Genomic DNA, 26,412 nt, shown 5'->3' with positions numbered 1-26,412 from the left:
TGGACGCAGGACGCCTCCGCACTGCCCAATCAATCGAAATCTATGTATATCACACCGCCAGGTGCCAGCGGGGATCCCGTCAGCTCAGGACGGCTGCGAACTGGCGACGGTGCCGGTGAGGTCGCGCAGCGCCACCTTGGAGAACTTGCCCGTCGCCGTCTTCGGGATCTCGTCGAGGACGACGAAACGGTCGGGGAGCCACCAGGAGGCGACCCGCCCGCGCAGGTATTCACGCAGGCCCGCCTCGTCCACCTCCACCCCGGCCGCGAACACGACGTACGCGCACGGACGCTCTCCCCAGCGGTCGTCGGCGACGCCGACCACCGCCGCCTCCCGGACCGCCGGGTGTGCCATCAGCTCGTTCTCGAGCGTGACCGACGAGATCCACTCCCCGCCGGATTTGATCATGTCCTTGCTGCGGTCGACGATGCGCAGGTAGCCGAACTCGTCGATCGTCGCGACGTCACCCGTGCGCAGCCAGCCGTCGTCGGTGAAGGACGACGTGCCCGGATCGGCGCCGAAGTAGCCGGCCGCGATCGTCGGCCCGGCCACCTGTAGCTCACCCGGGCTGATCCCGTCCCGGGCGACCGGCCGGCCCTGCTCGTCCACGATCCGCACGTCGACGAGCGGCACCGTCGGACCCGGCTGTCCGAGCAACCGCCGACGCTCGTCGGCCGCAAGCGCGTCGTGCGCCGACGACACCCGCCCGCAGGCGACCAGCGGGCTCGTCTCGGTCATCCCCCAGGAACTGGTGACGGGTACGCCGACCGCCTCCTCCCAGGACCGCGACAGCGCGTCCGGCAGGGCGCTCCCACCGCTGACCACCATCCGCAGCGCGGAGAGGTCCGCGGTACCCAGCAGCGGCTCCAGGCTCCGCCAGACCGCCGGTACGCCACCCGCGAACGTCACCCGGTGCCGGGACATCTGCCGGAGCAGGTCCGCCGGGGCGGTCGCCGGACCCGGCAGCACCAGGTCGGCCCCGGCGAGCACCGCCGCGTACGGCAGCCCCCAGGCGTTGACGTGGAACATCGGCACCACCGGCAGTACGACGTCCCGCTCCGAGATGGCGAAGCCGTCGACGCCGAGCAGCAGCATCGCGTGCAGCACGATGGAGCGGTGGCTGTAGAGCACGCCCCTCGGCCGCCCGGTCGTGCCGGAGGTGTAGCAGAGGCTGGCCGCGTCGTTCTCGTCGACCCGCGCCGGCATCGCCGGCTCGGGGCACCGGGCGAGCAGCGCCTCGTAGTCGAGGATGCGCGGGTCGTCCGGAACATCCTGGCCGCCGCCGTCGTCCATCACGACGATCCAGCGGACCGTCGAGACGGAGCGGACGACGTCCCACACCGTGCCCAGCAGGGACCTGTCGACGAAGACGACGTCGTCGGCCGCGTCGGACATGATGTGCACCAGGTCGCGGGCGAAGAGCCGGTGGTTGATCGTGTGCAGGACCCGACCGGCCGACGGAACACCCAGGTACAGCTCGACGTGGCGCTGGCTGTTCCAGCCGAAGGTGCCGACCCGGGCCGAGGCCGGGACCGCCAGGACGTCGAGTACGGCGGAGAGCCGCCGCGCCCGGTCGACCACCTCGCCCCAGGTCGCCACCGTCTCGCCCGAGGCGGTCGCCGTGACCACCCGCTTGTGCCGGAAGCCCAGGTCCGCCCGTCGCATCAACAGGTCGACGTCGAGCGACCCGTCCTGCATCAGCCCGTGCACGTTTCCTCCGTTCCCGGGCGGGTGCCCCCGCCGTCGACGTTCTCCGGTGCGGCGGTCCTCACCGGTCGGTGGTGGACCCGAGCCGGACGCGCCGGTCGTCCGCGTCGAGCACCAGGCTCGCCGGCCACTGCTCCCAGGTCCGTCCGAGCCCCCGGTGCTGCGGCGATCCCCGGTGCACGAAGTTCCGGATGCTGGCGATCATCAGGTCCGACAGCCGCAGCCGTCCGGGCCGGTTCTGCCGGCTGAAGGCGTAGGAGAAGACGTTGCGGTCGAAGTTGCCGAAGACGAAGGGCAGGTCGATCGCGTGTACGGCGCCGTACACCTCGTCGAACGGGGCCGGCTGCTGGTTCCAGTCGAACCGGTAGTGGTAGAGCGAGCGGTTGCCGCTGCGGGCCAGCGCATCCAGCGAGTCCCGGTTGATGCCCGTGAAGACGAGGTCGGTGAGGGCCGCGGCGGCATCGTTCCAGCCGCCGGGCCCGTCCACCGGAAGGTACTCGTCGGTGAGCAGGTCGGCGGCGGTCAGCGTGCCGGGGTGGTCGGGATCGAAGAGGTACTGCAACGTGAACCGGTCGTAGTCGCTCGGCCTGTGCGCGCCGATGGAGCTGCCGAACAGCTTCCCCTCCTCGCGGGTGTTCCCGGCGAGCACCGGCACGTTCCGACCTACCCCGGAGGCGAGCACGGCGCACGGGTCCGCCGGGATGACCGTACCGTCGGCGATGACCGCCGGGGTCGCGTCGAGTTGGTGCTTGACGAGTACCCGTACCAGGTCGTCGGCGGAAAGTGAGCGGAGCAGGTCCATGCCGCCGAGGCCCGAGCTGGGGTACTCGGTCGCCGCGGCCCGGATGACGCGGTCGGCGTAGGCCCGCGCGTCGGCGACACTTCTGGTGCTCAGGCCGCCGCTGAGCGGGATGGCCTTGTCGACCATCCCGCGGGCCAGCGGTGAGACGAGCAGCGACCAGACGTTCACCGCTCCGGCCGACTGGCCCAGCACGCTGATGTTGCCGGGGTCGGCGCCGAACCTCCGGGCGTTCCGGTCGACGAACCGGAGCGCCTCGACCAGGTCGAGGGTGCCGAAGTTGCCGGACGCCGCCAGCGGGTCGCCACCGCCCAGGCCGTCGACGTTCAGCCAACCGAAGATCCCGACCCGGTAGTTGACCGTGACGACCACCGCCTGGGCGCGCCGGGCCAGCTCCCGGCCGTCGTACATCGGATCCGCCGAGTAGCCGACCACGTTGCTGCCGCCGTGGACGAAGAACACGACCGGCAGGTCGCGTCGGGACGTCGACGGACGGAAGACGTTGAGCGTCAGGCAGTCCTCTGCGCCGACCGGCTGCCGCAGTCCGTCGCGCACCGCCAGCTCGTAGAACGGCCCGTTGGGGGAGGGGCTGAAGAAGCGCCCCGGTTGGGTGCAGCCGGAGCCGTACCGCTGGGTGTGCCGCACCTTTGTCCAGGGCTGATGGGGCCTCGGCGGCTGCCACCGGAGTTCGCCGACCGGCGGCTCGGCGTACGGGATGCCCAGCCACGAGTACGTCCCGGCGGACCGGCCGTCGTCCCGGCCGACGACCGGCCCCAGCGTCGTGTGCACCAGTGGATCCTTGCCGGGCCGGTCCGGACCGGCGGCCGCGCCAGCGGACGGCAGGGCGGTCAGCAGAGCAGTCACCAGGACGATCCCGAGTATCCGCCGGAGCGCCCACCTGGCACGAGAAGTCCCGGCCGGCTGGCGGACGACGGCGGTCCGGGGCGGCACAGCAGGCATCGGCACTGCCTCCCTGATATCGAGGGTGGCACGCCGTGTCGTCGAGGCACGTCCACATTGCCACCGCGTGCCATAACTGTTACATGCGTCTCTCCGGCGAGGCAAGAGCCAGCCTCGCCACCCCGGCCGAGGGGTAAGGAAGGGCCCTTCTTCTGCCAAAAGCGCTAACAGGGGGCCTTCCTTGCGGTTCTGCGGGGGTCTTGCGGGCTGCTGTGACCCATGGCACAGTGTTGGCACTCAGTGCCGCCTAGAAGCGGCCCAACGGCACAGCGTGCTCTTAGCCAGGAGGTCCGCACATGAGCCAAGTGCTGCGAGTCCGTGGAAGATCCCGGCCGCTGCGTGCCGGGCTGGCCCTGGCCACCGCGTTGGCGGGCGCGGCGGCGGTCCTCGGCCCCGCGCCGGCCAGCGCCGGGGCGGGCACGACCCCGAGGTGCGTGGAGTTGGCGGGCAGCCGGATCCCGGCGTCGGTGGTCAGCCTGCCGACGCGCGGCGGGCGGGTCGAGTCGGCAGCCCTGGTGACCCAGACCGTCAGCGGGAAGACCGTCGAGTACTGCGACGTCCAGGCGGCGATCTTCCCGGTCGACCCCGCCGCGCCGGACATCAGGATGCGGCTCGGCCTGCCGGTCGGCTGGAACCGTGCCGCGATGATGTTCGGCGGCGGCGGCTTCAACGGCACGGTCCCCAACCTCGCCCAGAACGTGCCGTTCGGCCGGCCCGACCAACCCGCGCCGCTGGCCCGGGGCTACGCGACCTTCGGCAGCGACTCCGGCCACCAGGCGGGTCCGGCCGGATCCCTGGACGGTTCGTTCGCGATGAACGACGAGGCACTTCGGAACTTCGCCGCCGGCGACGCGCTCAGGAAGACCCGGGACGCCGCCGTGCACCTCATCCGCCGTGGCTACGGTGCCGGACCTTCCCGGGCGTACTTCGCGGGCGGTTCGACGGGCGGGCGCGAGGCCCTCGTCGTCGCGCAACGCTGGCCGGACGCCTTCGACGGCGTCATCTCCGCCTACCCCGCCTGGAACAACACCGCCGAAGTCCTGCACCTCGGCCACATCGCGCAGGTGATGTCGCGGCCCGGCGCGTTCCCCGGGCCGGCCAAGCAGACCCTGCTCTACGAGAGCGTGCTGGCGGCCTGCGACGGACGGGACGGCGTCGAGGACGGCATCGTCTCGAACCCCGACGGCTGCCACTTCGACCCCCGGGTGCTGCGCTGCCCCCGGGGTGCCGACACCGGGGACGACTGCCTCTCCGACCCGCAGATCGCCTCGGTGGTCGCCGCCTCCACACCGTTGCGGTGGCCGTACCGGATCGCCAGTGGCGAGAGGTACTACCCGGGCTTCCCGCTCCTCTCCGGTGCCGACATGCGGACCCCGGTACTCGGCTTCGGCACCTCGGCCCCGGCCAACCCCATGCCGGTGACCAGCGGCTACGGCGTGCAGTACTGGGACCAGTGGGTGAAGTACTTCCTGACCAGGGACCCCGGACACAACTCGCTCGACGTCGACCCACGGCGGCCGGGCAGGTGGCTGCCCCGGATCAGTCACCTCTCCACGATCCAGGACCGCAACGACCCGGACCTGCGGCCCTTCGCGCGATCTGGAGGGAAACTGCTGCTGTTGCACGGCGCCGCCGACGAACTGGTCTCGCACTGGTCGACGAACGACTACTACCGGCGGGTGCTCGGCACCGTGGGGCCCGGGCAGACCCGGCAGTTCATGCGGTACTACCTGGTGCCGGGCGCGAACCACGCCAACGTCGGCGCACCCGCCTTCGCCGCCAACTGGGACTCGCTCTCCGCGCTCGAACGGTGGGTCGAGCAGGGCCGGCCGCCGGTCGAGCCGGTGGCCGTCGACGGCAGGGACGGCCGGACGCGCCCGCTCTGCGAGTACCCGGGCTGGCCGAGGTACCGCTCGGGTGACCCCGACAGCGCACAGAGCTTCGTGTGTTCGCGATGACGGCCCCCGACCAGCTGGTGGGCAGCGACGTGCCGGGCGACGGTCGGGTGGCGCTGCGTACCCGGGCCCTGACGAAGGTGTTCCGCGGGTTCCGGGCGGTCGACTCGGTCGACCTGGCGGTCCGCGAGGGCACCGTGCAGGCGCTGGTCGGCCCGAACGGTGCCGGCAAGACCACGCTGTTCAACCTGCTGACCGGCTTCGTCTCCCCGACCTCCGGGACGATCGAGCTGTTCGACGAGGACGTCACCGGCCAACAGCCCGAGCAGGTCGCGCGGCGCGGCGTGGCCAGGTCGTTCCAGATCACCAGCCTCTTCGAGACCCTGACCAGCCGCGAGCACGTCGAACTGGCCCTACAGGGGCTGACCAACCAGGGGTTCCGGTTCTGGCGCTCGGCGAAGCTGCTCGGCCGCGACCGCGGCCGGGTGGACGAGCTGCTCGGACAGGTGGGGCTGACGTCGCTGGCCGAGAAACCGGTCGGCCTGCTCGCCTACGGGCAGAAGCGTGCGCTGGAACTGGCCCTCGTGCTGGCCCTGGACCCCCGGGTGATGCTCCTCGACGAGCCGACGGCCGGAATGGGGATCGAGGACGTCGACCGGACCATCGAACTGGTCCGGCGGATCGCCGCCGGCCGGACCGTGGTGCTCGTCGACCACAACATGCACGTGGTCGGCAGCCTCGCCGACCGGGTGACGGTGCTCCAGCAGGGCAGGATCCTGGCGGAGGGCCGTTACGAGGAGGTCCGCGCCGACGAACGGGTGATCACCGCCTACCTGGGCGAGGCCGACCATGCTTGAGGTCACCGGTCTACGGGCGTGGTACGGCGAGGCACAGGCGCTGCACGGAGTGGACGTACGCGTGGGGGAGGGCGAGGTCGTCACGCTCGTCGGACGCAACGGCGCCGGCAAGACCACCCTGGTGCGGTCGCTCATCGGCCTGCACCGGCAGGTCGCCGGCACCGTCTCCTTCCTCGGCCGCGACGTCACCCGGACGCCGGCCCACCAGCGGGCCCGCGCCGGGATGGGCTGGGTCCAGGACGACCGGGGCATCTACGCGAGCCTCAGCGTGGAGGAGAACCTGCTGCTCCCGCCGAAGGTCTCCGACCGGGCCTGGACGCTGGCGCAGGTCTACGAGGCGTTCCCGGTGCTCGCCGAGCGCCGCAGGGCGCCGGGCACCACGCTCTCGGGTGGCGAGCAGCAGATGCTGGCGATCGCCCGGGCGCTCGGCACCGGTGCCCGGCTGCTGCTGATGGACGAGCCCTCCGAGGGCCTGGCCCCGGTGGTGGTGGCCCGGATCCGGGAGATCGTCAACCAGATCAAGGCCACCGGCGTCGGCGTGCTGCTCATCGAGCAGAACGTCAAGTTCGCCGCCACCGTGGCCGACCGGCACTACCTGCTCAGCCAGGGCCGCATCGTCGAGACCCTGGACAACTCCGAGTTCCGGCGGCGCGAGGGCGAACTCCTCAAGCACCTCGGCATCTGACCGCCCCCAGCGGACGACGCGACACACACCGACACCACACGAGGAGAACCACCATGGAGAGCAGAGGGATTCGGGCCGGTGCCGCGGCCATGACCGGAGTACTGCTGCTGGGCGCCTGCGGTGGCGGCGGCCCCGGCGGGTCGGGCGGCGACTTCACCGACGACAAGCTGGTACTGGCGGTGCTCAACGACCAGTCCGGCGTCTACAAGGACGCGTCGGGGCCCAACTCCGTCAAGGCGGTCAAGATGGCCGTGGCCGACTACCAGAAGAAGTACGGCGACGAGGCGGTGGTCGACAAGATCGAGGTGACCTCGACCGACCACCAGAACAAGCCGGACATCGCAAACACCAAGGCCAAGGAACTCTACGAGCGTGGCGGTGCCGACGTCATCCTCGACGTGCCGACCTCCTCGGCGGCGCTGGCCGTCGCCAACCAGGCGAAGAGCCACAAGAAGCTGTTCCTCGACGTCAGCGCGGCGACCACCGAACTGACCGGCGCCCAGTGCAACAAGTACACCTTCCAGTGGGCCTACAACACCTACATGCTCGCCAACGGCACCGGCACGACAGTCACCGAGAACGGCGGCAGGAACTGGCACATCATCTACCCCGACTACCAGTTCGGGCAGGACATGACCAAGTCCTTCACCGAGGCGATCAAACGGGCCGGCGGCACCGTGCAGGGCACCATCCCGACGCCGTTCCCGAACGACAACTTCGCGACCTTCCTCACCCGGGCCGGCAGCACCAACCCCGACGTGATCGGCACCATGCAGGCCGGCGGTGACCTGATCAACGTGGTCAAGCAGTTCAACGAGTCGGGGTTGAAGGAGCGGGGCATCGAGCTGGCCGTCGGGCTGATGCTGATCACCGACATCCACTCCCTCGGCGTCGAACAGTTCGCCGGGACGATGTTCACCGACGCCTGGTACTGGAACATGGACGCCGAGGCGCGCGCCTGGGCGGACCGGTTCCGTGACGAGACCGGGACCCGGCCGACCTTCGAACACGCCGGCAACTACTCCGCGGCCCTGCAGTACCTGGAGGCGGTGCAGGCCGCCGGCACCGACGACGCCGACGCGGTTGTCGGCAAGCTCGAGGGCAAGAAGCTCAACGACGTCTTCCTGCGCAACGGCGAGATCCGCGCCAAGGACCACCTCGTCGTGCACGACGCCTACCTGGCCCGGGTCAAGGAGCCGTCGGCGGTCAAGGAGGAGTGGGACTACGAGGAGATCGTGGCCACCATTCCGGCGGCGAAGGCGTTCCCGCCCGCCGAGGCGTCCCCCTGCTCGTTGTGAGCGGCTGAGCCGGTTTCGCGGCCCTGGGCGCCACGCGGCGCCCGGGGCGCGGCACCGGGAAAGGAATCCATGAACGCAGTACTGCAGTACGCCGTACAGGGCCTGGCGGCCGGCAGTTTCTACGCGCTTGCCGCCCTGGGACTGGCGATCATCTTCGGTGTCCTGGGCGTGGTGAACTTCGCCCACGGCGCGTTCTACATGCTCGGCGCGGTCGCCACCGCCGTGCTGCTCGACACCCTCGACCTCACCCTGTGGTGGTCGCTGCTGGTGGTGCCGGTGCTGATGTTCGGCTTCGGCGTCGCGGTGGAGCGGCTGCTCGTGCAGTGGCTGCTCCGGCTCGACCCGCTCTACAACTTCCTGCTCACCTTCGGCCTCACGCTGGTCCTGGTCGAGCTGGTCAAGCAGCGGTACGGCGTCTCCGGGCTGCCGTACAAGCTTCCCGGCGCGCTCTCCGGGCGGGTCGACCTGGCCGGCGTCGTACTGCCGCGCTACCAGCTCTTCGTCCTGCTGTTCTCGGTGGCGGTCTGTGTGCTCGTCTGGCTGCTGATGACCCGGACCAGGATCGGCATGATCGTCCGGGCGTCGACCGAGAAGCCCGAACTCGCCCGTGCCCTGGGCATCAACGTGGGCCGCTGGGTGACGCCGGTCTTCGGCTTCGGTGTCGCGCTCGCCGGCCTGGCCGGCGTACTCGCCGCGCCGTTCCGGGCGATCACGGCCGACATGGGGAACAACTTCGCGATCATCCTCTTCGCGGTCGTGGTGATCGGCGGGCTCGGCTCGATCGTCGGCGCGGTGGTGGCGGGCTTCATGGTGGGCCTGGTGGAGGCGTTCGGCCAGGCATACGCCCCGACCTTCGCACAGATCCTGATCTTCGTCCTGATGGCCCTTGTCATTCTGGTCCGGCCCGCCGGGTTGTTCGGACGCAAGGAGGCGACGGCATGACCGGGTCCGCGCTCACCGAGGCCCCGGCGACCGGGACGCGGGCCGTCGAGCCGGCCGGCGACACGCGGCGACGATGGGTACTGCTGGCCGCCGGCCTGGTGGCAGCGCTGGCGCTGCCGTGGTTCGTCTATCCGCCGGTGGCGACGGACATCGCGGCGATGGCACTGTTCGCGATCGCCCTGGACATTCTGCTCGGCTACACCGGCCTGCTGTCCTTCGGGCACGCGGCGTTCTGGGGCAGTTCGGCGTACGTGACGGCGCTGATCGCGACGCACTACGGCGCGCCGTTTCCGGTGGCCGTCCTCGGCGGCGCGCTGTTCGCGATGCTCCTCGCCCTTCCCGTCGGATACCTGTCGGTGCGCCGGTCCGGAATCTACTTCGCGATGGTGACCCTCGCCTTCGCGCAGATGGTCTACTTCATCGGCTACCAGTGGAGCGACCTGACCGGCGGCGAGAACGGCCTGCAGGGCGTACCCCGGGCGTTCTTCGGCATCGAGTTGGTGGAAACCGACTCGTTCTACTTCTACTACGCGGCCCTGCCGATCCTGCTGCTCGGGATGTGGGCGGCCTGGCGGATCGTGCACTCGCCGTTCGGTCGGGTGCTGGTGTCGATCCGCGACAACACCCAGCGAGCCCGGGCACTCGGTTACGAGGTGGAGAAATACAAGGTCATCGCATTCGTGCTCTCCGCCGGACTCACCGGCCTGGCCGGCGGGGTGTTCGCCATCAACCACGGCTTCGTCGCGCTTACCGAACTCCACTGGAGTACCTCCGGCGAAGTCGTGCTGATGACGGTGCTCGGCGGCATCGGCACGCTCTGGGGAGGAATCCTCGGCGCGTTCCTGGCCGTGCTGCTCGCCGACTATCTCGCCTCGTCCGGCTACAACGGTATCGACCTGGTCACCGGCGCGGTCTTCGTCCTCGTGGTGCTGCTGTTCCGTCGTGGAATCTGGGGTACCGTTCGTCATCAATGGCTGGCCCGGCAGCAGCGCCGCACGTCGTCGCGGCGCACCTCGGCCGGTACCGACCAGGCGCGGCGGTGAGCTGCGGCAGCCGCGGCGCAGGGTCGGGAAGTTCGGCAAACCCCACGATGCGCGGGAAACCCACTTCGCGCCTCAGCAGATCAGGAGAGGGCGCCAGTCGGTGACTTCGCGGAGAATACTCGAGACCAAGTACCGGATCTCGGAAACGGCGATGGCCCTGTTCCTGGAGGAGGGGTACGCGAATGTCACCGTGGAGGCCGTCGCGGAGGCGTCGAGCGTGTCCCGGCGTACCGTCTTCCGGCACTTCGAAAGCAAGGACGAACTCGCATTCCCGGACCACACCGAACGGCTCGGACTCGTCGAGCGGTGCCTCGTCGAGTCCGCCCCCGGTACGGACCCGGTAGAGGCCGTCATCGCGGCCACCGAGGAATCCCTGCGAGATTTCCTCAGCCGGCCGGAACTCGTGCTGCGACGGTACAAACTCACCCGCGTCGTCCCGGAACTACGCAAGCGGGAGGTCATCGAGCACGAGCGGTACGTGGCGCTCACCCGCTCGTACCTGCGCGACCATCTTCCACCGGACGCCCCGCCCTTCCAGGCGACGGCCCTGGCGGCCCTGATCGACGCGATCCACCGGTCCGCGCTCGGGAACTGGGTGCGCGGCGGCGGTGTCACCGACGCCGTCGCCGAGCTGGTGGCGGGGATGGAATGGGTCCGCGGCCTCATGGTCGGGCAGTCGACCTTCTCCACGTCCCCGCTGCTGCTCGCGTTGCTGCCGGACACGCCGCAGACCCGCCGCGTCCTGACCTCGTTGCGGGACGCGGCGGAGGAGCTGCGCTAGCCATGGCGGCGCAGCAGCACGGAGGCCAGGTTTCGGGCGGTCCCGGCCGAGATCACGGACGTGTTCGTCGGCCGTCACCAGCCAGGTCAGTGAGGAGGAGCAGGAGTTGCCGAACCTGACGTTCGACTTCGCGGGGAGAACCGCGATCGTGACCGGAGCGGCCCGGGGCCTCGGACTCGAGTTCGCCCGCCTTTTCCACGAGTCCGGGGCGACGGTGTTCCTGGTCGACGCCGACGCCGACGCGGTCGCCCTGGCGGCGGACGAGCTGGCCGCCGTCGGCGTCGCCTGCGACGTCACCAGCACCGAAGCCGTCGAGGCCCTGGTGGACCGGGTGGTCACGGCGACCGGTCGGCTGGACATCGTGGTCAACAACGCCGGCATCCTCCGGGACCGTCGACTGTGGAAGCTGTCCGACCAGGACTGGGCAGAGGTGCTTGACGTCCACGTGGGCGGGACCTTCCGGCTGACCCGCGCCGCGGTCCCGGTGTTCCGCGCGCAGCGGTACGGCCGGGTCATAAACGTGACCTCGTACACCGGCCTGCGCGGCAACATCGGGCAGGCGAACTACGGCGCAGCCAAGGCCGGGATCATCGGCTTCACCAAGACCGCGGCGAAGGAACTGGCGGCGTTCGGCGTCACCGTCAACGCCATCTCGCCGAACGCCGAGACCCGGATGGTCGGCTCGATTCCCGAGGAGAAGCGGCAGGAACTCGCCGCCGCCATCCCGCTCGGCCGGTTCGCGGCACCCAGCGAGATGGCCGCGGCCACGGCCTTCCTCGCCTCCGAGGAGGCCGGGTACATCACCGGGATCGTCCTGCCCGTGGACGGAGGTATTTCGATATGACCGGCCCGGACCAGCGGATCGTGCTCGTCGACGGCGCCCGTACCCCGGTGGGCAGGTACGGCGGGGTGTTCCGGGACACCCCCGCGCACGAGTTGGGTGCCGTCGCCACCCGGGCGGCGCTGGCCCGCTCGGCGGTGCCCGCCGACGCCGTCGAGGAGGTCGTGATGGGCTGCATCGGCCAGGTCGGGCCCGACGCCTACAACGCCCGTCGGGTGGCCATCGCCGCCGGACTTCCCGCCCGCACCCCCGCCTACACCGTCAACCGGCTGTGCGGGTCCGGGCTCCAGGCGATCTGGTCGGCGGCCATGGAGATGCGCTGGAACGGCATCGGCTGCACGGTCGCCGGCGGGAACGAGTCCATGACCAGGATGCCGTTCTACGACTTCGAGGCACGGGCCGGCTATCGACTGGGCGACCGCGCCCTGGTCGACGGCACCGTACTCATGCTCACCGACCCGTTCCACGGCATCCACATGGGCGTGACGGCGGAGAACGTCGCCGAACGCTACCGGGTCTCCCGGACGGAGCAGGACGAGTTCGCCGCCGAGTCGCAACGCCGCGCCGCGACCCCGGCGGCCCGGGCGGCGTTCGCCGAGGAGATCGTGCCGGTCAGCACGGGCGGGCGCCGTGGCGTCGAGGTGACGGTCGACGAGCATCCGAGACCCGACACGACAGTGGAAGCGCTCGCCCGACTCCGTCCGGCCTTCAAGGCAGGTGGGACCGTCACCGCCGGCAACGCCGCCGGCATCAACGACGGTGCCGCCGCGGTCGTGCTCGCCACCGGCTCCGCCGCGGCCGAACGTGGGCTGACGCCGCTGGTGGCCGTCGAGGCGGTCAGCACCGCCGCGCTGGATCCGGACATCATGGGCTACGCCCCGGTCGCCGCGCTCCGCAAGCTCTTCGCGCGGACCGGTACGACGCCCGACGACGTCGACGCCGTCGAGTGCAACGAGGCGTTCGCGGCCCAGGCGGTAGCCGTGATCCGCGACGCCGAACTCGATCCGGAGAAGGTCAACCCCTACGGCGGCGCCATCGCGCTCGGTCACCCGGTCGGCGCGACCGGCGCCATCCTCGCCCTCCGGCTGGCCAAGCACCTGGTGCGCAACGACCTCGAACTCGGCATCGTCACCATGTGCATCGGTGGTGGCCAGGCCCTCGCCGCCCTCTTCCGACGGGTGTGACGGCAGCGGCCCGCTCGCTGTCGAGCGGTGTTGGGAACTGGTCCGGATCGCCGTCGAGCTGGGGAGCACCGAGCCGGCCCGAATCCCGTCCGGGGACCTGGACCGGCTTCCGGTCTGCCCATGGCGGATCGGCTTCCGGTCTGCCCCTCGGGGACCCGCGTTCGGTCAGCCCTTCGCGGACCGGCTTCCGGTCAGCCGTTGCGGGACTGCTGGCACGGCATGCAGAAGCGGGCGTGCGGAAGGATCTCCAGCCGCTCGGTCGGGATGTCCTGCCGGCACTTCTCGCAGCTGCCGTAGGTGCCGTCGGTCACCCGCCTGAGCGCTTCGGTGTTGTCGGCCACTGCCCGCTGGGTGGTGGCGACGAGCGCGGTGACGGTCTGCGGATCCAGACCGATCTGCTCCGGACTCGTACGGTGCGCCCTGAGCCTGGCCAACTCCGCGGTCTGCTGGTCGAGTTGTTCCTGTAGTACGTGCCGGAGGTTTCGCAGCCGGCTGTCGTCCACGGTGGTCATCCGGATACTTCCTTTCTGGGTTACCAAGGCTGGTGAGGCCGCTCGGCGGTGCGCGCCCGGATCGTCCGGGCGGTAGGTGCCGACGCGGGTGGTGGGTCCGATGCGCCGGGTCAGCGCCGACCCGGGGTCACTGCCGACCCCGGCGGCGGACCGCCGCGAGAGCGGACAGGCCGGCGCCGTGCACGGCGGCGACGCGCGGGCGGCTGGCCGACCGGACCGGCAGCCGCAGTACGCCGGTGGCCCGGGCGGCCAGTTCCGGCGCGTCGGCGCCGCCGCCGACCAGGAGCAGGCCGCGGTGCAGGGCGGCCCGCTCGACGTCCCGCGCCCGTCCGTCGCGACGTAGGTCCTGGACGAGTTCGCTCACGGTGTGCCCGACCACGTCCACCGCGGTCGGGCCGATGAGGTCCCGGATCCCGACGTTGGCCTGGCGGGCCGCGACCAGGCCACCGTCGGCCAGCAGTGCGACCTCGACGAGCTGTGCCCCGACGTCCGCGATGAGCAGCGGTCCGGGTGCGGCGCCGGCACCGATCGCGGCGGCCCGAATGGTCGGGGTCACCAGCAACCGGGACGGGGCGAACACCGTGCCGAGCAGGTCGCGCATCGCTCGTTCGTCGTCCGGCGTGCTCCGGACCGGCCGGCAGGCGACCAGCACCGCTCCGGCGGGTAGCGGGTGTCGGTAGTGGGAGAGTACCCGGGCCAGCAACGTCCGCAGGCCCCGTTCGTCGACGATGCGGCCGCGCCGTACCAGGGGTCTGGGAATGCGCGGGCTGTCGTCGAGGCTGGGTAGCTGGACCAGTGGACGCCCGGAGGCCCAGACCCGGATGTAGGCACTGCCGAGGTCGATCCCGACGGCGGCCGGCTCCGTGCCACTGGCCCCGACGGCGGGACGATCGCTACGGAAGGCGGCCGTGGCTGATGCCGATTCCACGGCACCGTGCTGGTCGACGATGCTCAACGTCAGGCCCCCTTCCACATCGATTACGGACCGGTCGTGGAGCTAGACCGGAGCGAGTGCCGGCAGTACGTATCGCCTGCCGAGCGTCGGCAGGTCCGGCAGGTCGGTGCTGCCAGCGGACGATCTCGCAGGTCCGCGACCAGATAGAACCTCGAGCATCCGCCGCGCCGGCGGTCGCGGCACCGGCCGTCGCCGGTAACGTCGCCGCCCTCTCGTTGCCGGCGGCCGGCAAGCTGGGGCCGGCTGCCGGGATGCCGGCGTACTACCCGATCCACGACTTCTACGGCTTCCCACCGGAACTGTTCGAGGTGCAGTATCCCGCGCCGGGGCTGCCCGAGATGGCCGCCGAGGTCAGCGACGTCGTCCATCCGACCTGGGTGGGTGCGGACGTCGACAGCTGGGGCATCGACCACGGCACCTGGTCCGTGCTGGTGCACGCCTTCCCGGATGCCTCCATCCCGGTGGTCCAGCTCAGCATCAACGCCGACAAGCCCCTCGACTACCACCTCGAACTGGGCGCGAAGCTGGCCCCGCTGCGCAACCGGGGAGTGCTCGTCGTCGCCAGCGGCAACGTGGTGCACAACCTGCGCGGGATGGACTGGAAGCTCGCCGACGAGGGCTACGACTGGGCCCGGCGCTTCGACGAGGACGCCAGGGCCCGGATGCTCACCGACCCGACCGGGTTCGCCACCCTCGACGCCCACCCCGACTACGGCCGTGCCGTACCGACGCCGGACCACTTCATTCCCGCCCTGTACCTCGCCGGCCTGGCCGGAGCCACCGACGCGCCGGGCACCGAGATCCTGGTCGACGGCTACGCCTACGGGTCACTCTCCATGACGGCGTACACGCTCGGCCTCAGCTGCCCGGCCACTCCGGCCGGCAGCGGCGCGCCGCGACCGCCGGCCGACCTGCCGCCCGACGGATCCAACATCTAGTTCAGCACGCGGCGGCCAGCAGGTCCCGCAACCTGACCAGTCCGTCCTCGTGCCCGACAGCCACGACCACGTCCCCGGCCCGGAGCACGAAGTCGGGACCCGGTGCGGCGTTGACCTCCGCACCGCGCAGCACCGAGACGATCGAGGCCCCGGTGCGGCTCCGCGCCCGGGTGTCCCCGAGCGGGCGGCCCGCGTACGTCGATCCGGCCCGGATGCGGATGCGTGCCGCCCGCACCCCCTCAGCAGGCTCGACCAGGTCGGCGACGTGGTCCACGGTGACCGTGGCGTGCAGGACGTCCGCCACCGTACGCGCGTCGTTCGGCCGCAACGTGACGCTGCCGACCGCCTGCTCCGGCTCGGTCCGGTCGTAGAGCACCAGGACCTGCCGACCGTCGAGGTGCGACACGATCCCCAGCCGGTTCCCCTCCCGGGTGGTCAACACGTGGGAGATCCCCAGGCCGGGCAGACCGGTCCGTTCCATGATCATGGGCACTCCTTCTCGGATCGGAGGCGACGACCCTGGCCGGGTCGGACGCCCTGTTCGTCGGGGTGTCGGTCCCCTCGACAGGTGCTCGGTTGCCGGACGTCGGCAACCCGTATTCCCGGACCGGGCCTGTCGGCTGTGCCCGGGCAGCGGAGCGTTCTGCTGCCACACCCTGGCCAGACATCGCACGCTTCTTGGCGTCTGGCCCGGTCCCGGTGTGAGAACTCCATGTTCGCCCGCCGCTGCCGGACCGGACAGGGGCGCGGCGCGCAGACACCAGCGGGGTTAGACTGCCGAGGGTCGGCAAGTTGCGAGGTCACGGCCGGTGCCGGGGCCGGTGCTGTGCCGAGGTCGGATCCGCCGCTGCCGGCGGGTCGCCGACGGTCTGTGACGACCCCGGCGGGAGGTGCATGGAGCGTGGCCGCGTCCAGACGTGACAGGCGTGCCGCACCCCGGCAGACCTGGCTGGACGAGGTGGCCGAGGCCGCCGCCCGGGACGCCGGCAACGTACCCGTGCAGTTGCTCGGTGACTATCTTCCGTTGCTGGCCGACGCGGCGGTCTCCGGGCGTCGACCCAGAAGGGCCGAGTTGGAGGCGGTCGGCCGGCTCGGGCGCCAGGCCGCGGAGCGGGGGATCTCCGCCGGTCGGGTGGTCCAGCTCTACCTGTCGGCAGCCCGGCGGTTGTGGCAGGACCTGCCCGTGGTGGTCCGCTCCCGCGACCCGGAGGCGGTCCGCGCGGCCGCCGCCGCGGTGCTGCACGTCGTCGACGACGCGGTCGCCACCCTCGCCGAGGGCTATGCCGAGGCCCGGCGGGAACTCGTCCGCCGCGAGGAGACGCTGCGCCGGGAACTGATCGACGACCTGCTGCGGGGCGACTCCGACCTGGCCTCGCTGGTCGAGCGGACCGAGCCGTTCGGGCTCGACCTGGCCCGGGTCCACCAGGTGGCGCTGGCGGCGCCCGTCCGGCGACTGCCCGACACCGATGCCGCGATCAGCGCACTGGAAGCGGTCATCTTCGACCGGCTCGGCGACCGTGACGTCCTGGTCGCCACCAAGGACGGGCTGCTGGTCGTCATCGCGCCCGCCGAACCGGCCGCGACCGGCCCCACCACCCGCGCCGACGCTCGACGGCACGAGCTCGGCCAGTTGATGCACGGGGTACTCGACCGGCTCCGCCAGGGGCGGCCCTGGCGGATCGCGGTCGGCCGTGCACATCCCGGGCTGTACGGCATCGCCCGCTCCTACGAGGAGGCCCGGGAGGCGCTGACCATGGCCGGTCGCCTGCACGTGGACCAGCGGGTCGTCAACGCACAAGACCTGCTGGTCTACCGGGTACTGCTCCGGGACCAGCCGGCCATCGTCGACCTGGTCTCCGCCGTGCTCACCCCGCTGTCCCGGGCCCGTGGCGGCGCCGAGCCACTGCTGGCCACCCTGGAGGCGTACTTCGGCACCGGCGGGGTGGCGACCGAGTCGGCCAAACACCTGCACGTGTCGGTGCGGACCGTCACCTACCGGCTCGACCGGATCAGGAACTTGACCGGCTACGACCCGTCCGACCCCGCGCACCGGTTCACCCTGCAGACCGCCGTACTGGGCGCGAAGGCGCTGAACTGGCCCGCCGAACCCCTGCCGAGCGCCGGCTGACCGGGCTTCCCCCCGGTCGGCGCGTCCGGTCCGGCACCTCGCCGCTGGACCGGGCGACGGGCAGCACCGGGGGAGTGCCCCGGTCAGCGCCGTTCCAGCTCCGACTCCATCCGCTGGATGAGCGTCTTGCGGGCCTTGCCCGCCCGTTCACGTTGCAGCGCCGTCCGCAGCTTGCCGGTGTCGAGCGTACGCACCAGCTTGGTCGCCTCGGTGACCGGCAACTCCGCGATCTGTCCGGTCGCCGAGGCGGACTTGCGGGCCCGTTTGGCCGGCTCGGTGTTGCCGACGTACTGCCTGCCGGTCTTGGACTCCTTGCGCTTCTTCGCGTCGGTCTCGCGCCGTTGCTTCTCGGAGAGCTGCTCCCAGGCGCGCTTGGGCAGGTAGCGACCCGTTTCACCCCTGCCGCGTGCCCGGGTGTCCCCCTCCTTGGTCTGCCAGTCCTCGGCACCCCACCGCTGCAACGACTTCTGCCGCTCGTCCTTCGGGCCCAGGAAGCCCCCGCCGCGTCGCTTGTATTCCTGGGTGAGCAGCTGCGACTTGCGGGCCGACCACTGTCCCGGTCTGCCACCCTTGTCGGAAGCCTGGATCTCTTCCTTGATCTGCTCCCTGAGCTCGGGCTTCGTGTACCGCGCCATGCCCGGCGTCTACCCGGCGGCAACCGGCTCATGCCCCCGCCCGGGGACGTTTACCTCCAGGTCGCCTGCGCCAGGATCCGGTCCAGGTCGGGTGTCTGCCAGTTGTCCACGACGAGTACCTGCTCCTTCCGGAGATACCAGTACCGCTCCACGTACGACACTCCTGCCGGACCTTGGCGGGCACCCAGGCCGTACCAGTGGGAGCGGACTCCGTATTCCGTGATCACGAGGGGGTGAGGACGAGGCTGGCGGTGCGGTTGCGGGCCGGTTCGCGGAAAGGGCCCTGGGACTGGTCGGCGGAGCGCAGCGTGAAGGCGGTCAGCGGCAGGTCGCCCGCCTGGGCCAGCTGCCGGGCCGCGACCCGGGCCCGGGTCAGCGCGGTGTTCGAGCCGCCACTGGTCGGGCCGCCGGGCACCGGCACGCTGTGCCCGACCACGGTGACGGCCACGTCGAGGTCGGGCAGCCGGCGTCCGACGTCGGCGAGCACGTCGGCGCCGTGCGCGGTCAGCCAGGCGTCCCGGCTGAACAGCCCCTTCCGGAAATAGACCTCCACCGCGCCCGGCCGGCGTTTCACGAGCACGCCGGGCAGGGTGACGGCGCGGGCGATGGCGTCGAGCCGGACGGCCAGCGCCTGCGCGGCCGCCGCCCGGTCCGCCTCCAGCTTGTCGAGCTGGCTCTCCAGCGCCGCCGCGCGGCGGCGCTCGGCGTCCAGGGCGGCGGTGTCCGGCGCCGGGGTGTTCACGGAGGCGGCGGGCTTCGCGGGCGGCGAGGCCGACCGCGACGGAACCACGAGTACGGTCCCGGCGGCGAGCACCACCACCAGCCCCGCCCCGGCCGCAGCGAGGCGTACCGGTGGGGCGAGCGGGTGTGCGCGCCGGTCACCGGCGAGGATGGCGGCGATCGCCCGCCGACCCGCGGCGGCGCCCTCGTGGTCCGGATCGGTTGCCTGGACCGTCGCCCAGCACTCGTCCGCCTCCCGCCAGCGACCCTGTTGGGCGCGGATCCGGGCGAGCAGGTCGAGGACGGCCGGCTCCGCGCCGTCAAGCGCGACGAGAACCCGGGCCGCGTCGTCCAGGTCGCCACGCCGGGCGGCGGCGGTCGCCCGACTCACCGCCAGGTCGGTACCCAGGGCCGGCGCGGTCACCGGCCGACCAGCCCGATGATCTTCGGCTGCTCCTCGCGCGGCAGCAGCCGGAAGAGCCGGGAGTTGACCGCGTCGAGTGCGCGTTCGTCGCCGGCGGCCAGAGCCTCCTTGCCCTCCCGGACGAGCGTCCGGGCCTCGCCGGACGGCTGCATCCGGCCCTGCTGCTCGCACAGCGCGTAGAACACCCGTACCGACCAGCCGGGCTGGCGCCGCTCCAGCTCGATCAGGAACTCGGTGACCCGCTCGGTCTCCGCCTTGATCCGCGCCGAGCTGCCACTCGCGATCGCCTCGTCGGCGCGCTGCCCGAGTTCGGCGAGCGCCGTCCGGTCGGCGGGATGCCCCACCTCGGACACCAGCCGGCCGGCTTCGGCGAGCAGGTCGCGCAGTTCGCGTACCAGCGCCGGTTGGTCGGCCGCCTCCTCGATGTCGTCGAGCTGCGCCTGCACCTCGCGGAGCCGGTCCTCTGCGGTGGCGGCCGCACCCGGATCCACGGCGGCGGCCCGGACCTGCTCCCGGGCGGTGGTCAGGGTGCCTTCGTCGTCGAGCCGCTGTAGCCGGTCCCGCACCTCGGGTGCCTCCGACGCGCGCGACTCGTGCAGTGCGGCCATCCGCTGCTCGGCCTCGGCGAGCGCGGCCGCCAACTCGTCCGGCTGCGGCGTGCGGACCTCGTCGAGATTGATCTCCGCCTCGAACTGGGCCTGGATGAGCGGCACGTCGGCGACGACCGTGACGAGGTTGGACGCGTCCACCTCGAACGTCACCTCGACCTCGGTCCCGGCCGGCAGGTCGATCCGCACGTCGAGCGGGCGGATCTCCAGCATGCCGACCAGGCGGTTGCGGTCGGCGCGGTCCCGCTCGCCCTGCACCACCGGGATCCGGAGCACGGCGTCGGCGTCGGAGCGGCGCAGCGCCGCGGCGGTGCGGAACACCTCGCGCGCCCGGGTCGGCAGCGTCGCGCCCTTGCGGAGCAGCGGTGCGAACGCGCGGTCGACGAGTTGGATGCCGAGCGAGTGGGTCAGCCGGGCGCCGCCGAACTCGACCTCGCGGTGCGTGATGGACAGCGAGTCGGGCGACACCTGCTGCGGCACACCGGAGGCGTCGGTGAGTTCCACGGTGAACCGTGACGTCCGGTGCGGATCGACGGAGACCTCGGTGAGGAAGGCGCCCTCGGCGTTCAGCGCGACCCGTCCGGTGCGGAACGGCGGCTGCCCGTCCGGGTTGCTGAGCGTCACGCCGTACCCGGTCCAGTCCACCGGTGCGGCGGCGTGCAGCTTGCCCGCCACCACCGGGGTGGTGGTGGTGACGCTCGGCTCGTACGCGAGTTGCAGGGCGTACTCGCCGGCGGCCGGTTCGAACGACGGCGGATCCGGGCGCCGGACGGTGCTGGCGAAGATGGCGGCGCCGCGGGCGACCACTGTAGTCGGGTCGAGGCTGGTGTCGAGGGTGATGCCGAGACCGTCCCGGCTGTCGGCGAGCCGCTCCCGCAGCCCGGGTGCCAGGGTGGCGCCGCCGACCAGCAGCAGCCGGTCGATGTCACCCGCGCCCAGCCCGCCGTCGGCGAGTGCGGTCCGGCACAGGTTCACCGCCCGGGCGTAGAACGGCTCGGCGACCCTGTCGAGTTCGTCCCGCCGGAGCGTGTACTCGAACGTCTCGACCTCACCGTCGCCGAGCGTCAGCTCCACCATCAGGTCGATCGCGTCCCGGCGGGAAAGTTGGATCTTGCCCTCCTCGGCGAGCCACTTCAGCTTGGCGAAGTTCAGCCGCCATGCCGGGTTGTCCCGACGGAAGTCGGCGAGGTCGAACGCGGACGCGGCGGCCGGGGCCAGGATCCGCTCCACCACCGCCCAGTCGATGAGCTTCCCGCCCAGGTACGGGTCACCGGCATGGTTCAGCACCCGCAGGTCGCCGTCCCGCTTGCTCACCACCGCCGCGTCGAAGGTGCCGCCGCCGAAGTCGAACACCATCCAGTACGCCCGGTCGTCGGCGTCGTGGAAGCCGTACGCGAAGGCCGCCGCGGTGGGTTCCTGGACGAGCGGGCACGCGGCGCTGAGCCCGGCCCGGACGGCGGCCTCCAGGGTGGCCTTGTTCTGGTTGAGCGAGAAGGCGGCCGGCACGGTGATCACCGCCGCCTCCGGTGGACTGCCCGTGTGGTGCGCGGCGTCCGCCCGCAGCGACTTGAGCACCTCGGCGGAGAGCTGCGGCGGCGTCAGCGTGGTGCCGGCCTTCGCGAACCGCTTGCTGACGTCCGCCAGCCCCATCTCCAGCTTGAACTCGGCGACCGCGTTGTCCGGGTCGCTCTGCACGCGCTCGCGGGCCCGCCGGCCGACGTGCACGACACCGGGCTTCGGGATCCACACCGCCGAGGGGGTGATGTCCCAGCCGTCGTTGTTCTTGATGATGGCGGCGCCGCCGTCCTCCTCCACCACCGCGATGGCGCTGTTGGTGGTGCCGAGGTCGATGCCGAAGTCGATGGTGTCACGCATGTTCGTTCCTTCCGTCAACCGGCTGCGCCGGGGTGCCGACGATGACCTGTCCCATCTGGACGAGGCGGCCGTGCAGGTAGACCGAGGGCCGTACGGTCTCGATGACGACCTCGGCGGTCAGGTTGGGGTTCTCCTGGTAGACCAGGACCTCGAGTTCCCGTCCCGGGTCGAAGGCGTCGCCGTCGTGCTCCTGGACGACCAGGCCGGCACCCGCCAGCGCTTCGGTGGACGTACGCAGGTATCTGCTGGCCTGGCGGTCCCGGGGTGAGGGCCGCTCACCCGTCGAGCTGAGCTTCCGCTGGGCTCGCCACAGGTTCGTGACCGCCGTCGCGAGCGCCGCCTCGTCCGGCTGCGCGGCCGGGGTCTCCTGCGCGGCCGGGGTGTCCTGCGCGGCCGGGGTGTCCTGCGCGGCCGGGGTGTCCTGCGCGGCCGGGGTCTCCTGGCCGGGCGGCGTTTCCTGCTCGACGGGCCGGGCGTCCCGCACCGCTGTCAGCAGGTCCGCCAGGCGGGCCTGCTGTTCGTCGTCCCAGACCGGAGGCGCGATCCGGAACTCCCGGTGGTGCCGGCGCTGGCGAAGCTCCTCGCGCAGCAGCTTGATCCGTCTCACATCGTCACTCCTCGTCGCCACAGGGCCAACCTGGGCTGGTAGCGGGCGCGCAGGTCCGGCGCCAGCTCCAGTGCCTCCGCCATCAGCTCCGCCGCCCGGTCGAGCTGGCCGGCCTGCCGGGCCAGCTCCAGTGCCTCCGCGGCGAGCCGGCGGGCCCGCGAGTCGGGCGATCCGCCCGAGCCGCGCGCGGCGCCGCCGAGCCGCCGGTCGCGCAACGCGGCGGCCAGCACACCGGCGGAGGCGGGCCGCTCGGCCGGATCCACCCGCAGGGTGGACAGGATGATCCGGTCCAGTTCCGGGTCCACCTCCGGGTGGTACCGGCTCGGCGGCAGCGGCGCCCGCGCGAACCGAGCCGGCGAGTACGACGACAGCGGTGCCCCGTCGTCGTAGGGCAGCCGGCCGGTCAGCAGCAGGTAGCCGATCGTCCCCACCGACCACACGTCGCTGGCCCGCGAGTATCCCTCCCGGCGCAGCACCTCGGGTGCCATGAAGGCGAACGTGCCCTGGGCACTGGCCAGCATCGTGAACGGGTCGGCGCGCTTGGCGAGCCCGAAGTCGCTGACCCGGACCCGCAGGCCGCTGCCGTCGTACCCGACGAGGATGTTCGCCAGGGTGAGGTCGCGGTGCAGGATCGGCGGATCCTGCTCGTGCGCGACGGTCAGGCCGGCGGCGATCTGCTCGGCCGCCTCGACCGCCAGCTCCACCGGCATCGCCGGCGCGTGCGCCCGGATCAGCCGTTCGAGGCTGCCCCCGGCCACGTACTCCATCGTGAAGAAGCCACGGACGCCGTTCGAGGTGCGCACCGTACCGGCGTCGAAGACCCGCACGATGTTCGGGTGCCCGAGGGTGGACAGCAGGCGGGCCTCCTCCAGCAGGGTGCGCGTCTCGTCGAGCGAGACGACCTGCTTGAAGACCTTCATGGCCTGCCAGCCGAGATACTCGTGGCGCACCCGGTGCACCTCGGCGAACGCGCCCTCCCCGAGCAGCCGGTCCACCACGAGGGTGTCGGTGACCCGGTCGCCACTGGCCAGCATGCTCACGGCTCGTCCCGGGAGTCCGCGACGTTGAGCCGGTAGCCGATGCCGGTGATGGTCTCCAGGATCCGCGGCGCGGACGGATCCACCTCGACGGCCCGGCGCACCGCGCGCACGACGCCGGCCAGGTCGGTCCGGTTGTAGGCCCGGCCGGGCGGCCACTCCTCGGGCGGGCCCCAGAGCGCGGTGACGAGTTCCTCGTGACCGCACGCGACGGCGGCACCGGCGCTGCTCCGACCCACCATGTACCGCAGCAACTGGTGGCCCTGCGGCCGCAGCCCGCCGACCGGGGTCTCGCCGTGCTCGTCGCTGCGGTACGCCCGCGCGGCCACCCAGTCGTAACGCAGGCCCGGCCCGCGGGCCGGCACGGCCGGCGGCGGCTCGAACGGCGCGGCCTGGGTGGTGTGCGGGTCGAGCAGGGTCAGTTCCCAGTACAGCGGCTCGCCGTCCGGGGACATGTCACCGAGGATCAGCAGCGCGTCGCCGTGCCGCAGCCGGCGGCTGCCCACCAGACGCTCGGTGCGCCCGTCCAGGCAGCGCAACAGCGTGCCGTTGACGCTCGCGTTGTCGGTCACCGTCCAACCGCCCTCGTGGAGATCCAGCGTGCAGTGCAGGCGGCCGATCCAGCGCTGCGGATCCGGCTCCAGCGTCACCTGTGGTGCGTGGTCCGGCGCGGTACGCCCGACCGTGACCGGCCCGTCCGTCAGCTCGACACCCCGGACCGATCCCTCGGGCGAGGTGATCCGCAACGTCACGCCCGCGCCCGTCCGCGTTTGCTCAGCCACCGTCGACTCCCTGGTTGGCACCATCGGCCCGGCTACCGGACCCGCCCGTAGAAGGGCTGGTGGTCCTCGCGATGTGCCACGCAGGCCGCGTACATCCGTTCCTGACTCTGCTCGGTCCACCATTCGGAGACGACCGGCAGGACCGAGTACGTGTCGGGCACCTGTAGTTCGGTCGCCAGCTTCCGGCAGGTGCGGTTCGCCTCCTCGACGAGCTGCGTCCGGAGCGTCGCGCCGTCGGGCGGCGGCCACCGCAGGATCTCGTAGCCGAGTATCTCGGCCCAGTGCGGCTCGTCGCAGCGCACGATCGGCCACACGTTCTCCGCCCGGTCGGGCTCCTGTCTGCCCCGCACGCAGTAGCCGACCGGCGCGTTGTGGTCCCGGCCCTTCTGGGACGTCAGCGGTCGCTGCACGGGGCGCTGCGCCCCGGTCTGCTGGGAGGCGGCCAGGAAGGACCAGCGCTCCACGTCGGTACGCATCACCAGGCAGGTCGCGTAGTTGGACGCCGAGTCCGAGCTGTGGATGACGTCCCGGTCGGGCAGGATGACCTCGGTGGTGTACGTGCTGCCCGACGTGAGACCGAAGTGGTTCGCCTGCTCGCCGCAGCTGAACCGGGCGAGGCCGGCCAGGTAGTCGTAGTCCGCGGCGGGCCAGGAGAGGTTCGCCTCCCGCAAACCCAGATAGGCGATCACCTCGGCGGCGTGATCCTGCCCGCAGGGCACGCTCGTCACCGTCGTGTCGCCGTCGCGCCAGTCGTTCCTGTCCCGGACGCAGACGATCTCCGTCGAGACGTTGCCGTAGGCGGCCGGGTGGATGTCGACGGTGTCCTCCCCGCCGATCGCGGCGTTCATGATCCAGACAAGCCCCACCAGGACGACCACGCAGAGGACGACGACCCCCACCGCCCGGCGCCGCCGCCGTGCCTCCTGCTTCTCCCACTCGTGCAGTCGGACCGGCGCGCGCAATCCGGACGGACGGCTGGGCGCGCGGTACGAGATCGGTGCGCCGGCATCCAGATCGGCCAGCATCTCCCGGATGGCCGCCGCGAGCGCCTCGTCGGTGACCTCGGGCAGGAGGCCCCGCAGGAAGCTCGCGGCCTCGTACCGCCCCCGGGTCCGCCGGATCTCGTCGACCGTGCGCCGGAACTGGTCGAGTGCCTTTTCCGCCTCGTCGAAGCCCCGCAGGTTCTCCCGGACCCGGCGCTTGGTCTCCGGATCTGTGGCGAGCTTCGCCGCCTCCGTCAGCCAGTTCTTGACCTTGTCCTCGTACTGACCCGTGGACCGGTTCCGGGCGAGTGCGCAGTTGTTGAGGAGCACGGCCACCTTGTCGCGGGCGGCCTCCGTGCGGCGGTGCTGGTCGCGCGGCGTCAACCCCTCCAGCCGGGCCAGCAGCGGGTTCACCCGTTCCCGCAGCTCGGCCACGACCTCGTCGGGGTCACCGGAGTCGAGCCGGCCGTGCAGGTCGCGTACGGTGGATTCCAGCTCGGTGTACAGCGGCTCGGCGGCCTCCTCGAGCAGCCGGTCGCGTTCCCGGGCCGGCACCGGCCACTGGTCCAGGTGCTTGCGCAGCGGAGCCGGATAGGCCGCCGACGCCGCCAGCCGCGACAGTGGACGCACCAGCGTCAACGGCAGTTCGGCCCGCAGCGTCTCCACGGCGGAGTCGTCGAGCTGCCGGTCGTCGAGCTGTCGCACCCGGTGGTGCAGGTGCCGCCAGAACGACGCCGACCGGAGCGTCTTCGTCCAGGCCGTCGCCGCCGCCGTCCACTGGCCCGGCAGGGCGCCGGCCATGGTCGCGGCCAGCAGGTCGTCCGGCTCGATGTCGAGGGCCGCGGTGTGTGCCCGCACCGCGTTGTCGTGATCGTGGTGCACGCCCGCCGGGCATTCGCAGCCGTCCGGTGCGCCCCAGACGGCGAACACCTCGTGCACCAGGCGGCGGCGTGGATCACCCAACACGTCGAAGGCGGCGCGCACCTCGTCGGCGGTCGCCGAGGGACCCTGCCAGCCCACGTCCGCGCCGACCCGCAACGCCGCCGTCAGCTGCTGCTGACGCGCCCGCGCGGCACGTCGGTCCACGTCCACCGGCAGGCCGGTGATCCGGAAGGCGTTGCGCCGGTACAGGTCCGGCCCGGCCAGCTCCCGCAGGCTGGTGATCGCCACCTCACTCACTCGGGCTCCCCAGGACGTCGGCATCTCGGACTCGGAC

General features: G+C 71.9%; 23 protein-coding genes. 11 read left to right on the top strand and 12 right to left on the bottom strand.

What is annotated here, in order from left to right; all coding sequences use genetic code 11:
- Positions 1–84: 84 nt before the first annotated feature.
- Together ACN28A_RS35235 and ACN28A_RS35230 are read right to left on the bottom strand one after the other, a co-directional pair.
- Positions 85–1,710, bottom strand: a complete 1,626-nt coding sequence (locus tag ACN28A_RS35235; RefSeq protein WP_421402920.1) for a long-chain fatty acid--CoA ligase — start codon at positions 1,708–1,710, stop codon at positions 85–87.
- A gap of 58 nt (positions 1,711–1,768) precedes the next feature.
- Positions 1,769–3,370 carry a carboxylesterase/lipase family protein gene (locus ACN28A_RS35230; RefSeq protein ID WP_421402918.1) on the bottom strand — a complete coding sequence of 534 codons (1,602 nt, stop codon included), beginning with the start codon at positions 3,368–3,370 and terminating at the stop codon, positions 1,769–1,771.
- Between the two features lie 392 nt (positions 3,371–3,762).
- On the opposite strand from ACN28A_RS35230, the gene ACN28A_RS35225 reads away from it, so the two are divergent.
- The 9 genes from ACN28A_RS35225 (at position 3,763) to ACN28A_RS35185 (ending at position 12,992) form a co-directional block, all read left to right on the top strand.
- Positions 3,763–5,424: a tannase/feruloyl esterase family alpha/beta hydrolase gene (locus ACN28A_RS35225; RefSeq protein ID WP_421402916.1), complete on the top strand. Its 1,662-nt coding sequence runs from the start codon at positions 3,763–3,765 to the stop codon at positions 5,422–5,424.
- Positions 5,421–6,218 carry an ABC transporter ATP-binding protein gene (locus tag ACN28A_RS35220; protein WP_421402914.1) on the top strand — a complete coding sequence of 266 codons (798 nt, stop codon included), beginning with the start codon at positions 5,421–5,423 and terminating at the stop codon, positions 6,216–6,218. The genes ACN28A_RS35225 and ACN28A_RS35220 overlap by 4 nt, the downstream gene beginning before the upstream one ends.
- Positions 6,211–6,903 carry an ABC transporter ATP-binding protein gene (locus ACN28A_RS35215; RefSeq protein ID WP_421402912.1) on the top strand — a complete coding sequence of 231 codons (693 nt, stop codon included), beginning with the start codon at positions 6,211–6,213 and terminating at the stop codon, positions 6,901–6,903. Before ACN28A_RS35220 ends, ACN28A_RS35215 begins: the two co-directional genes overlap by 8 nt.
- Before the next feature lie 53 nt (positions 6,904–6,956).
- Positions 6,957–8,201 carry an ABC transporter substrate-binding protein gene (locus ACN28A_RS35210; RefSeq protein WP_421402911.1) on the top strand — a complete coding sequence of 415 codons (1,245 nt, stop codon included), beginning with the start codon at positions 6,957–6,959 and terminating at the stop codon, positions 8,199–8,201.
- Between the two features lie 69 nt (positions 8,202–8,270).
- Complete coding sequence (locus tag ACN28A_RS35205) at positions 8,271–9,143, top strand: branched-chain amino acid ABC transporter permease (protein ID WP_421402909.1); 873 nt, start codon at positions 8,271–8,273, stop codon at positions 9,141–9,143.
- Positions 9,140–10,186 (top strand): branched-chain amino acid ABC transporter permease, encoded by a 1,047-nt coding sequence (locus ACN28A_RS35200; protein WP_421402907.1) that lies wholly within the window; start codon positions 9,140–9,142, stop codon positions 10,184–10,186. The genes ACN28A_RS35205 and ACN28A_RS35200 overlap by 4 nt, the downstream gene beginning before the upstream one ends.
- Positions 10,187–10,337: 151 nt before the next feature.
- Positions 10,338–10,967, top strand: a complete 630-nt coding sequence (locus ACN28A_RS35195; RefSeq protein ID WP_421402905.1) for a TetR/AcrR family transcriptional regulator — start codon at positions 10,338–10,340, stop codon at positions 10,965–10,967.
- A 106-nt stretch (positions 10,968–11,073) separates the two neighbouring features.
- Positions 11,074–11,811 (top strand): 3-oxoacyl-ACP reductase FabG, encoded by a 738-nt coding sequence (gene fabG / locus ACN28A_RS35190; RefSeq protein WP_421402903.1) that lies wholly within the window; start codon positions 11,074–11,076, stop codon positions 11,809–11,811.
- Positions 11,808–12,992: a thiolase family protein gene (locus ACN28A_RS35185; RefSeq protein WP_421402901.1), complete on the top strand. Its 1,185-nt coding sequence runs from the start codon at positions 11,808–11,810 to the stop codon at positions 12,990–12,992. Before fabG ends, ACN28A_RS35185 begins: the two co-directional genes overlap by 4 nt.
- 191 nt (positions 12,993–13,183) lie before the next feature.
- Here the strand turns inward: ACN28A_RS35185 and ACN28A_RS35180 are convergent, their stop codons facing one another.
- Together ACN28A_RS35180 and ACN28A_RS35175 are read right to left on the bottom strand one after the other, a co-directional pair.
- Positions 13,184–13,504, bottom strand: a complete 321-nt coding sequence (locus ACN28A_RS35180) for a TraR/DksA family transcriptional regulator (protein ID WP_421402899.1) — start codon at positions 13,502–13,504, stop codon at positions 13,184–13,186.
- A gap of 127 nt (positions 13,505–13,631) precedes the next feature.
- Positions 13,632–14,459, bottom strand: a complete 828-nt coding sequence (locus ACN28A_RS35175; RefSeq protein ID WP_421402897.1) for a cell shape-determining protein MreB — start codon at positions 14,457–14,459, stop codon at positions 13,632–13,634.
- Positions 14,460–14,515: 56 nt separating this feature from the next.
- On the opposite strand from ACN28A_RS35175, the gene ACN28A_RS35170 reads away from it, so the two are divergent.
- Positions 14,516–15,397 (top strand): dioxygenase, encoded by an 882-nt coding sequence (locus tag ACN28A_RS35170; RefSeq protein ID WP_421402895.1) that lies wholly within the window; start codon positions 14,516–14,518, stop codon positions 15,395–15,397.
- A gap of 1 nt (position 15,398) precedes the next feature.
- Here the strand turns inward: ACN28A_RS35170 and ACN28A_RS35165 are convergent, their stop codons facing one another.
- Positions 15,399–15,884, bottom strand: coding sequence for a cation:proton antiporter regulatory subunit (locus ACN28A_RS35165; protein ID WP_421402893.1), 486 nt, complete (start codon positions 15,882–15,884; stop codon positions 15,399–15,401).
- A gap of 414 nt (positions 15,885–16,298) precedes the next feature.
- Between ACN28A_RS35165 and ACN28A_RS35160 the strand changes: the two genes are divergently transcribed.
- Complete coding sequence (locus ACN28A_RS35160; protein ID WP_421402891.1) at positions 16,299–17,525, top strand: PucR family transcriptional regulator; 1,227 nt, start codon at positions 16,299–16,301, stop codon at positions 17,523–17,525.
- 83 nt (positions 17,526–17,608) lie between these two features.
- Here ACN28A_RS35160 and ACN28A_RS35155 read toward each other — a convergent pair whose 3' ends face one another.
- The 7 genes from ACN28A_RS35155 to ACN28A_RS35125 form a co-directional block, all read right to left on the bottom strand.
- Positions 17,609–18,160: a DUF5872 domain-containing protein gene (locus ACN28A_RS35155; RefSeq protein ID WP_421402889.1), complete on the bottom strand. Its 552-nt coding sequence runs from the start codon at positions 18,158–18,160 to the stop codon at positions 17,609–17,611.
- A gap of 223 nt (positions 18,161–18,383) precedes the next feature.
- Positions 18,384–19,271 (bottom strand): hypothetical protein, encoded by an 888-nt coding sequence (locus tag ACN28A_RS35150; protein ID WP_421402887.1) that lies wholly within the window; start codon positions 19,269–19,271, stop codon positions 18,384–18,386.
- Positions 19,272–19,300: 29 nt separating this feature from the next.
- Positions 19,301–21,787, bottom strand: coding sequence for an Hsp70 family protein (locus tag ACN28A_RS35145; protein WP_421402886.1), 2,487 nt, complete (start codon positions 21,785–21,787; stop codon positions 19,301–19,303).
- Complete coding sequence (locus ACN28A_RS35140; RefSeq protein WP_421402884.1) at positions 21,780–22,394, bottom strand: hypothetical protein; 615 nt, start codon at positions 22,392–22,394, stop codon at positions 21,780–21,782. The genes ACN28A_RS35145 and ACN28A_RS35140 overlap by 8 nt, the downstream gene beginning before the upstream one ends.
- Entirely contained in the window at positions 22,391–23,428 is a 1,038-nt protein-coding gene (locus tag ACN28A_RS35135; protein WP_421404824.1) for a serine/threonine-protein kinase, read from the bottom strand. The genes ACN28A_RS35140 and ACN28A_RS35135 overlap by 4 nt, the downstream gene beginning before the upstream one ends.
- Before the next feature lie 2 nt (positions 23,429–23,430).
- The gene (locus ACN28A_RS35130) at positions 23,431–24,213 is read right to left on the bottom strand and encodes an FHA domain-containing protein (RefSeq protein ID WP_421402882.1); all 783 of its coding nucleotides are present in this window, start codon (positions 24,211–24,213) and stop codon (positions 23,431–23,433) included.
- A gap of 32 nt (positions 24,214–24,245) precedes the next feature.
- Positions 24,246–26,375 carry a septum formation family protein gene (locus ACN28A_RS35125; RefSeq protein ID WP_421402880.1) on the bottom strand — a complete coding sequence of 710 codons (2,130 nt, stop codon included), beginning with the start codon at positions 26,373–26,375 and terminating at the stop codon, positions 24,246–24,248.
- Between the last annotated feature and the right edge of the window lie 37 nt (positions 26,376–26,412).

The organism is Plantactinospora sp. WMMB782 (assembly GCF_049179135.1).
Classification (GTDB): domain Bacteria; phylum Actinomycetota; class Actinomycetes; order Mycobacteriales; family Micromonosporaceae; genus Plantactinospora.
This window is presented reverse-complemented; position numbering and strand designations above follow the sequence as displayed.

Excerpts from the sequence above, each read along its gene's own strand:
- ACN28A_RS35225 (WP_421402916.1), top strand. The coding sequence starts at position 3,763 with ATGAGCCAAGTGCTGCGAGTCCGTGGAAGATCCCGGCCGCTGCGTGCC.
- ACN28A_RS35220 (WP_421402914.1), top strand. The coding sequence starts at position 5,421 with ATGACGGCCCCCGACCAGCTGGTGGGCAGCGACGTGCCGGGCGACGGT.
- ACN28A_RS35215 (WP_421402912.1), top strand. The coding sequence starts at position 6,211 with ATGCTTGAGGTCACCGGTCTACGGGCGTGGTACGGCGAGGCACAGGCG.
- ACN28A_RS35210 (WP_421402911.1), top strand. The coding sequence starts at position 6,957 with ATGGAGAGCAGAGGGATTCGGGCCGGTGCCGCGGCCATGACCGGAGTA.
- ACN28A_RS35205 (WP_421402909.1), top strand. The coding sequence starts at position 8,271 with ATGAACGCAGTACTGCAGTACGCCGTACAGGGCCTGGCGGCCGGCAGT.
- ACN28A_RS35200 (WP_421402907.1), top strand. The coding sequence starts at position 9,140 with ATGACCGGGTCCGCGCTCACCGAGGCCCCGGCGACCGGGACGCGGGCC.
- ACN28A_RS35195 (WP_421402905.1), top strand. The coding sequence starts at position 10,338 with ATGGCCCTGTTCCTGGAGGAGGGGTACGCGAATGTCACCGTGGAGGCC.
- ACN28A_RS35185 (WP_421402901.1), top strand. The coding sequence starts at position 11,808 with ATGACCGGCCCGGACCAGCGGATCGTGCTCGTCGACGGCGCCCGTACC.
- ACN28A_RS35180 (WP_421402899.1), bottom strand. The coding sequence starts at position 13,504 with ATGACCACCGTGGACGACAGCCGGCTGCGAAACCTCCGGCACGTACTA.
- ACN28A_RS35165 (WP_421402893.1), bottom strand. The coding sequence starts at position 15,884 with ATGATCATGGAACGGACCGGTCTGCCCGGCCTGGGGATCTCCCACGTG.
- ACN28A_RS35155 (WP_421402889.1), bottom strand. The coding sequence starts at position 18,160 with ATGGCGCGGTACACGAAGCCCGAGCTCAGGGAGCAGATCAAGGAAGAG.
- ACN28A_RS35145 (WP_421402886.1), bottom strand. The coding sequence starts at position 21,787 with ATGCGTGACACCATCGACTTCGGCATCGACCTCGGCACCACCAACAGC.
- ACN28A_RS35135 (WP_421404824.1), bottom strand. The coding sequence starts at position 23,428 with ATGCTGGCCAGTGGCGACCGGGTCACCGACACCCTCGTGGTGGACCGG.